Origin of the sequence: Pseudoalteromonas sp. 120-MNA-CIBAN-0494, from assembly GCF_040308885.1 — a bacterium.
GTDB classification, from domain to species: Bacteria; Pseudomonadota; Gammaproteobacteria; order Enterobacterales; family Alteromonadaceae; genus Pseudoalteromonas; species Pseudoalteromonas nigrifaciens.
The window spans coordinates 131,520-140,105 of sequence record NZ_JBEOOE010000006.1 but is presented as its reverse complement, the minus strand read 5'-3'; the positions used below and the strand labels follow the sequence as shown (position 1 = coordinate 140,105).

At 38.7% G+C, this 8,586-nt stretch carries 8 protein-coding genes and 1 rRNA gene; 2 read left to right on the top strand and 7 right to left on the bottom strand.

Annotated elements, in window-relative coordinates; all coding sequences use genetic code 11:
* Window positions 1-166 (bottom strand): 16S ribosomal RNA (locus AAEY55_RS06725); the annotation flags it as partial.
* Window positions 167-836: 670 nt separating this feature from the next.
* On the opposite strand from AAEY55_RS06725, the gene AAEY55_RS06720 reads away from it, so the two are divergent.
* Window positions 837-1,316 (top strand): RNA-binding protein, encoded by a 480-nt coding sequence (locus AAEY55_RS06720; protein ID WP_011326970.1) that lies wholly within the window; start codon window positions 837-839, stop codon window positions 1,314-1,316.
* Here AAEY55_RS06720 and murI read toward each other — a convergent pair.
* Window positions 1,279-2,076 (bottom strand): glutamate racemase, encoded by a 798-nt coding sequence (murI, locus tag AAEY55_RS06715; RefSeq protein WP_011326969.1) that lies wholly within the window; start codon window positions 2,074-2,076, stop codon window positions 1,279-1,281. The two genes, AAEY55_RS06720 and murI, sit on opposite strands and share 38 nt — an antisense overlap.
* A gap of 77 nt (window positions 2,077-2,153) precedes the next feature.
* Complete coding sequence (locus tag AAEY55_RS06710; RefSeq protein ID WP_350550596.1) at window positions 2,154-3,281, bottom strand: DUF5610 domain-containing protein; 1,128 nt, start codon at window positions 3,279-3,281, stop codon at window positions 2,154-2,156.
* Window positions 3,282-3,448: 167 nt separating this feature from the next.
* On the opposite strand from AAEY55_RS06710, the gene trmA reads away from it, so the two are divergent.
* Complete coding sequence (trmA, locus tag AAEY55_RS06705; RefSeq protein WP_089367619.1) at window positions 3,449-4,552, top strand: tRNA (uridine(54)-C5)-methyltransferase TrmA; 1,104 nt, start codon at window positions 3,449-3,451, stop codon at window positions 4,550-4,552.
* Between the two features lie 63 nt (window positions 4,553-4,615).
* Here trmA and AAEY55_RS06700 read toward each other — a convergent pair whose 3' ends face one another.
* Genes AAEY55_RS06700 through ccoG form a run of 4 tightly spaced genes read right to left on the bottom strand, consistent with a single transcriptional unit; the run spans window position 4,616 to window position 8,389 of the window.
* Window positions 4,616-5,254 carry a thiol:disulfide interchange protein DsbA/DsbL gene (locus tag AAEY55_RS06700; protein WP_011326966.1) on the bottom strand — a complete coding sequence of 213 codons (639 nt, stop codon included), beginning with the start codon at window positions 5,252-5,254 and terminating at the stop codon, window positions 4,616-4,618.
* 20 nt (window positions 5,255-5,274) lie between these two features.
* On the bottom strand, window positions 5,275-5,898 hold the full coding sequence (locus AAEY55_RS06695) for a thiol:disulfide interchange protein DsbA/DsbL (RefSeq protein WP_350550593.1): 624 nt from the start codon (window positions 5,896-5,898) through the stop codon (window positions 5,275-5,277).
* Window positions 5,899-5,932: 34 nt separating this feature from the next.
* The gene (locus AAEY55_RS06690) at window positions 5,933-6,907 is read right to left on the bottom strand and encodes a serine/threonine protein kinase (RefSeq protein WP_350550590.1); all 975 of its coding nucleotides are present in this window, start codon (window positions 6,905-6,907) and stop codon (window positions 5,933-5,935) included.
* Window positions 6,908-6,958: 51 nt separating this feature from the next.
* Window positions 6,959-8,389: a cytochrome c oxidase accessory protein CcoG gene (ccoG, locus tag AAEY55_RS06685; RefSeq protein WP_350550587.1), complete on the bottom strand. Its 1,431-nt coding sequence runs from the start codon at window positions 8,387-8,389 to the stop codon at window positions 6,959-6,961.
* Window positions 8,390-8,586 lie beyond the last annotated feature (197 nt).

Here is an 8,586-nt window from a genome sequence, read left to right as displayed (position 1 = left end):
GTCGTTTCCAACTGTTGTCCCCCACCTCAAGGCATGTTCCCAAGCATTACTCACCCGTCCGCCGCTCGTCAGCAAAGTAGCAAGCTACTTTCTGTTACCGCTCGACTTGCATGTGTTAGGCCTGCCGCCAGCGTTCAATCTGAGCCATGATCAAACTCTTCAATTAAAAAGTTTTATGTCTTTCGACAGCTCAATGAATTCTGAATTTTTTGTTTTTGTTGCCAAAAACGAATTGACTGTGCGTTATTATTTTTACTTTTAAAAAAAGTAAAATCAAAACAGCTCAAGGCTGAATCTTTTAATAACATATGGTCACTCAGTTTCAATTGAGACTCTAATTTGTTTGCCTTACTTAGCGAACTAAGCTTGGCTGTTAGAACTCAATCTGTACGAGTGCCCACACAGATGATTGCTTTATATTGTTAAAGAACGTTTTGAGTCGCTTTAGCGTCTCAAGGGATGCGTATAATACATCCTTTATTTTTCGAGTCAACACTTTGTTTTAAACTTTCTTTTTGGAAGATTTAAAACCGAAGTTTTATTTAACTCTCTAAGTAGTTGCTGCCTTGCTATGCTTCGGCGTTTCCCTTCTCAGTGGGGTCGCATTATAGGGAGATCCGAAAACAGATCAAGCCTTTTTTTAGATCTTTTTACTGTTCGAACAAAATGTAATCGATAGCAAGTGAAACATGATAAAAACATGTATAAAACGATGCTTTTTCACCCTGTTTTATATTATTTACTATAAATTTTATTGCTATGTTGAATTAAGGCGTTAAGATAGCAAGTTCACAATGTTAAATTAATGTTTATTTCCTGTTTATTGGTAGATCAAAATGAAATTACCCGATCAAAAATCTTTTATCCTCTCAGTTATTCTTGCTGTTGTTGGTTTTGTTATAGTTAAGTTCGCACTTGAAAGCCTAGAGTTAGACCCTGCACTACTATTTGCTGTTGGTTTGCTCATTGGTGGTATTGTTATTGCTGCGATGTCGTCTGACGGTGTAGTAGAAGCCGAAGTAAAAACCAAAACGCTTTATGTTGGTAACCTTCCTTATCGTGCAAACGAAGGTGTGGTACGTGCTTTATTTGAAGAGCAAGGCAAAGTGTTCAACGTTCGCTTATTAAAGGACAAAAATACAGGTAAGCGTCGTGGCTTTGGTTTTGTTGAAATGGCGCAAGCTGATGCCGACAATGCAATAGCGCAGTTAAACGATAGCGAGTTCCAACAACGTACCTTAAAGGTACGTGAAGCAAAACAAAAACAAGAAGATGATTCTAACGCTCTTCGTTCTGAGCCGGATCAATCAGTGTAACTAGCTTTACAGCTAACTTACTACTCACACTAGCCGTTGCATAATATTGCAGCGGCTTTTTTGTATCTGCAATATTGTTATTCGTTAAATTAAGCTGGCTAATTAAGTAATGAACTCGCTTAGCAATCGCTGCACCTGAATCAAGTAGCTGCACTTTCCTATTAAAGTACTGACTAATCGGCTCTGCCAAAATAGGAAAATGCGTACAGCCTAATACTAATACATCTATAGACTGATCTATGTTTAAACGATCGAGTTCTTGGTGCAGTTTAGTTGTATCTAAACTTTGTTCGAAAAACAGACGCTCGGCTAAAGTAACTAGTTCAACGCTACTATATAAGCTAACTGCTATATTGTTGGTATGTTCTTGTATGAGTGTGCGCGTATAGGGACTTGATATAGTTGCTGGAGTTGCCAGTAGGCCGATATGTTTAGATTGTGTAAGTTGCGCAGCAGGTTTTATCGCCGGTACCACCCCCACTATAGGAATAGTAGTAATTTGGCGCACTGCCCCAAGCGCAGAAGTAGAGGCGGTGTTACATGCAATAACAATTAAATCTACATTAAGCGCTTGCTGGTTAATAAAGTGAATGAGTGCGCATAAGCGGTTAATAATCGTTTGCTGTGACTGAGCGCCGTATGGCAATAGCGCATTATCCATAAAATAGCTGTATTGCGCATCTGGAATACTTTGCTGAATATGTTCAAGTACCGTAGTACCACCAATACCTGAATCAAAAACCATTATGTGCGCTGACAAACTACTGTCCTTACTCTAAGTTAAGAACGGCAGTTTGCCATGTGATTTTTATAAAAGAAAGTAGTTTAGTAGTACAACTATTGTTGATTGGCTAGCTCGTCCGTTGCTGCATTTAATTGATTAAGGTTTTCGAACATAGCTTTGGTGTAATCTACCAATTTATCTATTTCTGCTTGATCTTGATTTAACCACTGCACAATACCCGATAACTGGTTTTGTATGCCCAGCTCTGTGGCTTTATTAAACACAGCTTTTAAGTCGTCGTTAAACGGCGCTAATTTATCAGCTACTGCTTTTTCAGGAACTGGCTTGTACTCTTCGTAACCTTTAACTGTAGCGACTGTTTTGGTTTGTCGTAAATCCATTGAAAAAGCCACCAGCTGTTCGTTGCCTAAGCTTAGTGCTTGCGCCTCTTCAAATGCTTTATCTAAGTCACCACTGAAAAAGGTGCTACTTACACTTTGTAAGTCAGCCATTAGCTCATTAATCGCCTTTTGTTCATTCTCATTTAAATCGCCATTAACCGACATAGAAAATGACAACTCACGAGACTGCGACGACTCACTTACAAAAGATTCACTATTCCCATTTTGCTGATAACGACTGGCTGATTGTGACTCATAAGCATCAGCAAAACTAATACTCACTTCGTCTCCTTCGGCGGTAGTAAATTTATATTCTGCTTTGTTACTTAAACTTGCATACTTAGCTTGGCTAACAGAGACACTGGCGGGTTTAGGATTAAATAAATCGTCTTCAAATTTGTCCAGGCCATTAAATATGCCTTCTTTAGATTTATTAATACCCTGTGCGATATCGTCGTTAAACACGCCATTGCCTTTTAATTCATCAACCGCGTCATCAATCCCTATTTGCACACCTTTTCGAGCATCACCTAACATACCTTTGAGTTTTTCATCGTCGGCACCATTGGCTTTTGCTTTACGTACTGCACTGGTAACGAAGTCTAAAACGTTTTTAACGATTTCATCAAAATCAAAAAGCGGTTTATCTTTTTTCGGCTCGCTTATCGGTAAGCCAAGAGCTTGAGCCATTTTGTCACCGAGCACTTTGGCAGCAAGTTCTTTACCGCGCTGCTGATAGTTATCTTGAGGCGACTGTATTGTAGGTTGCTGTAAAGCCCCTTTATTACCGTATTTATTAATATTGTGGTTTGGAACAAAGCCAAAGTTACCGATTTTCATGATCCGACTCCTATCTATGCTTGCCTTACTTATCGGCACTGTAAGTTATTTCTGTAGCTAGATGCTCAAAAAAAAACCAATATATATTTCATCAAAACTAGACAAATACATCTCGCTCCCTACAATAGCGCCGATAAACAGCTCTCAAAGATAAGGTTATAGCGTTAATGGCAGTTATTAAAATAGACACCACACAGTACGATGCGCAGTTAAGCGAAAAAGAACAGCGTATTGCTGCCCAATTTCAACGTTTTGGTGTGGATAAACTTGAGGTATTTAGCTCAGAGCCGATTAACTACCGCCAACGCGCTGAGTTTAGAGTATGGCACGATGGTGACGATCTGTTTCATATAATGTTTGATCAACAAACTAAAGACAAAATTCGCGTTGATAGCTTTGACCCTGCCGCTCCTTTGGTAGGTGAAGTGATGCAAGTAATGATTGATAATTTAAAGTCGTGTGAAATTTTGCGTCGTAAACTATTTCAGATTGATTACTTATCTACGCTAAGCGGTGAGATTTTAGTGAGTCTGTTATATCACAAGCCACTTGATGAGCATTGGCTGAGTGAAATTAACGCGCTTAAAGAAAAGTTAAGCAATAAGTATAAAATTGACTTTATTGGCCGTGCCCGCAAACAAAAAGAAATGCTTGGTGATGACTACGTTACCGAACGCTTAAACGTGAATGGCCAAGAACTAATATATCAGCAGGTAGAAAACAGCTTTACCCAGCCAAATGCCAAAGTAAATATTAAAATGCTAGAGTGGGCGCAAGACTTATGTAAGCCACTTAAAAATGATTTACTTGAACTTTATTGTGGCAACGGTAACTTTTCTATCGCGTTAGCGGGTTCGTTTAATAAAGTGCTGGCAACCGAAATATCAAAGTCGTCGGTACACTCAGCGCAGTACAATATAGCGCAAAACAAAGTTGCCAATTTAGATATTATTCGCATGTCGAGCGAAGAGTTTACTCAAGCCATGAATGGCGAGCGTAGTTTTTCTCGCTTAGAAGGTATAGATTTAAACAGCTACAATTGTCAAACCATTTTAGTTGATCCGCCACGTGCCGGTATGGATACTCTAACGTGTGACTTAGTAGCAAATTACGAAAGTATTATTTATATTTCGTGTAACCCAGAGACACTAGAGCGCGACCTTGATCACTTAACCCGCACCCATGAAGTTAAACGCTTTGCGATTTTTGATCAATTCCCTTATACGCACCATATTGAGTCGGGTGTATTTTTACAAAAAAAGAATATTTAAAATTACCAGCTAAAAATTACCCATAAAAAAAGCTCCTTAGGAGCTTTTTTTATGGGATTAACTTTACTTGCTTGCCAAGTAGTTAATTAATTTAGTGATATCTGCTGGTTCGCTAATACCCGATTCGCGGCCTAGAAGTAGTTTGTACTTACCATTTACGATAAAAGTAGGCACGCCACGCAATGCACCTTTCTCTTTAAAGTAGTCTTGGTCGCGCTTCATTTTTGAGCTTAATGTACGTACCGAAAAGCTTTTAAATAACTTATCGAACTTATCGCCATCAACGCCTTGGGCTACAAACACATCTTTTACGTCGGCTAGCTCATTAAAATTTGCGCGCTTGGTATGAATGTGGCTAAAGATAGCCGCAATAATTTTATCTTTTTGTGGTAACACTTCAGCCGTTGCTAACGCTTGGCTAATCATTTGTTGATGCTCGGTATCGCGTACACCAACAAAATCAACGTGGCTCTTTTTAAACTTTACGCCTTTATCAAGCATTGGTTTAATTTCGGCTACCAGTGGCTCCATGTTATTACATGCAGGACAGTAAAATGAGAAAAACTCTTTCACTTCTGGTTTTTTAGTTGCGCGCTCAGACACAACCTCATAATGCACACCTTCCTCAAAGGTTGCTGCAAAACTTGTTGCAGCAAAAGGTAGTAATACAGCAAGCAAACCTGCTTTAACTAATTTTATCATTATTATATGGCTCCAATATTTTATAGTGCGAGTAAAAATGAAACTAACTCATCAAGCTCTTCTTGGCTCTTGATGGTATTTAGATTGATTTTATATTTGTCGTTTACAATAAAAGTAGGAACGCCTGTTAACGCACCTAATTTTGAGTATTTATTTTGTTTATCTTGCATTGCTTGTTCAGCTGCAATAATTGGCATACTGGCAATATCTTGATCAAATGTATCGCTACTAATGCCATTTATATCTAATAATTTTTTTAGATCTTTAATTTCAGTCAGTGGTGCGCGCTGAACATGAATACTTTTAAAAATCTTGTCTGTAATCGTATCTACTTGTCCGTGCTTTTTAGCAACTAAATAAGCTAGGCTCAAGTTACTTTGTGCTTGTGGTGATACGCCGCCTAAAAAGTTAACGTGATTTTTTATAAACACCGCACCTGTAGGTAGGTTTTCTTCAATTGCGTGTGCAACCGGTTCAAACTTGAAACAATGCGGGCAATAAAACGAAAAGTATTCGGTAACTTGTGGTGTAGTACTTTTTTCGATATCGATAACTGTATATTGATTACCTACTTCAAAGTTTGCTGCAAGTGCTGCAAAAGGTAGACAAAGAAGTAGTAGGCTCAGTTTTAATTTTTTAAGCATTAGTCTCTCGTTGTACATATTTTTGAATAAAATGTTATGGCAATAATTTTAACGGTGCTTCTTGCAATGCGGCAAGCTGCTCTTTAAGTGCTAAAATTTGTTGCTCCCAGTATTTGTCATCGGCAAACCATGAAAAGTTCCGCACAAAAGCCGGATCGCTCCATCGTTTTGCAACCCACCCCATGTAATGGATGATACGCATAGCCCGAAGTGGTTCGATCAACTTAAGCTGTGAGTGATCAAAATCACAAAATTCTTCATAGGCGGTTACTAAGGTATCTAACTGTAACAGCTGCGTTTGTCGATCGCCACTTAGCATCATCCATAGATCCTGAATGGGTGGCCCCTGGCGACTATCATCTAAATCAACAAACATTAACGCATCGCCTGCCCATAATATATTGCCAGCATGGCAATCCCCATGCAAACGTATCGTTTTTACATTGGTATACTGTGCTTGCGCCTGCTTAATAACCAAATCTAAAATGGTATAAAAAGCAGTTTCTAATCCCATAGGTACTAAGTTACTTTTTTGCAGATGAACTTTTGCTGTATGTAAGTACTCTTCGCAGGTTAGGGTGGGCCTTTGTGTAAATGGTTTTGTTTTAGCAACTTGGTGCATTCTGCCAATTAAGCGCCCTAGTACATCAAGTTGATCTAAGTTATCGACTTCAAATAAACGCCCGCCAACACTTGGAAATAAAGTAAATAAATAGCCTTGGTGTTCAAATAAGCTTTGCCCGTTATATTCCATTGGCGCAACAACCGGTACTTCGGCCTCTGCTAACTCAAAGGCAAAGTAATGCTCTTCTTGTATTTGCTCCTCGCTCCAACGCTCTGGACGATAAAACTTAACAACGTAGCGTTTTCCGCCTTCTGCTACAAATTGATACACTCTATTTTCGTAACTATTTAATGCCAATAAACCAGACTCAACATAAATACCAACACTTTCTATGGCATCAAGAATTAGATCTGGTGTTAAATCAATAAAGCTAAATTTACTCATACACTTCTTATATAAAATAAAAGCGGGGAACACCCCGCTTTTTGTTAAACTTTACCGCGCTTTAAAAAAGTTACTCGACTGTGATATTTGATTGTCGGGCTCGCCTACCGGCGATAGCACAAAGTTAAATTCTGTCATTGGCGCTTTTAAGTCATACGGATCCATAACCAGTGATAAAGGCACATTGTGCGATTGCCCTGCGTTAACCCTAAACGTTTGTTTACCTATGTACTTAAAGTTATCGAGCCCTTGCACTTTAATTGTAAAGGTTTGCTCATACTGCGCTTTGTTGATCACTTTTAAGGTGTAGGTGTTTTCTACCAACCCTTCAAAATTAACCCTATATAACTGATTACGATCGCGAATAATATCAAATTCCATCGTTTTACGCAGCGCAATATTGGCAACCAAGGCACTGGTTAAAATAACCAGGATCACTATATAACCAATAATTTTTGCCCGCAGTGGGTTGGTTTTATTCTCTGGCGTTTCTAAGTTTCGCTCAGTGGTATAAGAAATAAGTCCGCGTGGATAATTCATTTTATCCATCACCCCATCACATGCATCAATACAAGCGCCACAGTTAATACACTCTGCTTGTAAGCCATTACGTATGTCTATACCGGTTGGGCATACTTGCACGCATAAATTACAGTCAATACAGTCGCCTATTTCTAAATCTTGGTGTGCCACTTTGCGCGAGCGTGGGCCACGGCTTTCACCGCGTTTTTCATCATACGATACTGTATAGGTATCTTTATCAAACATGGCTGACTGAAAACGTGAGTATGGGCAAATATGTAAACACATAATTTCGCGCATCCACCCAGCATTACCGTATGTACAAGCAGCAAAAAAGATAATACTCATTAAGGCATAGCTACCGGCATTAAAGGTAACAAAGTCAGGGAGTAGCTCACGAATAGGGGTAAAGTAACCAACAAATGTAATTGCTGTATATAAAGAAAACAAAATCCAACTGGTGTGCTTAGCGGTTTTGCGCCAAAACTTATCAAAGTCCATTGCTCGTTGGTCGAGCTTTTTACGTTGGTTTGCCGTACCTTCAAACTTTTCTTCAAACCAAATAAAGGTAAAAGTCCACACCGTTTGTGGGCAGGTATAACCACACCACACTCGTCCATAAAATGTAGTGACCAAAAACAAAGCAAACGCGGCCAACATAAAAATAAAGGCGAGTATGGTAAAGTCTTGCGGCCACAGGGTTAAACCAAAAATGTTGTATTTTTGACCTATTAAATCAAATAAAACGGCTTGCTCACCATTAAAATTTATCCAAGGTAGCAGCATAAATGCCAACAGACCTAAAAAGCCAATTCGCTGCCTAAGAAGTTGGTGCAAGCCATTAACAGCACGCACGTAAATACGATTACGTGGATTAAACCGATCCTGTTGCCCGCTAAGATCCGGCTTTTGAATCTTTACTTCAACTGGTATATTTTTTACTTTAATTTGTTTGTCCATCGAAGTTCCTCAACACCGCTTGGAAATAAAAATTCAGCTATATTCAAGGTTTACCTTATAGTGTAATAACGTACTTATTACGTATAATATTTATAACAAGACTTGAATACTTTCAGATATTTCAGAAATATCTAACTGCTGTTAGCTATTATAACAATATTGGCTAAAATTACTGGCATAGATCGCTAATAATTTAT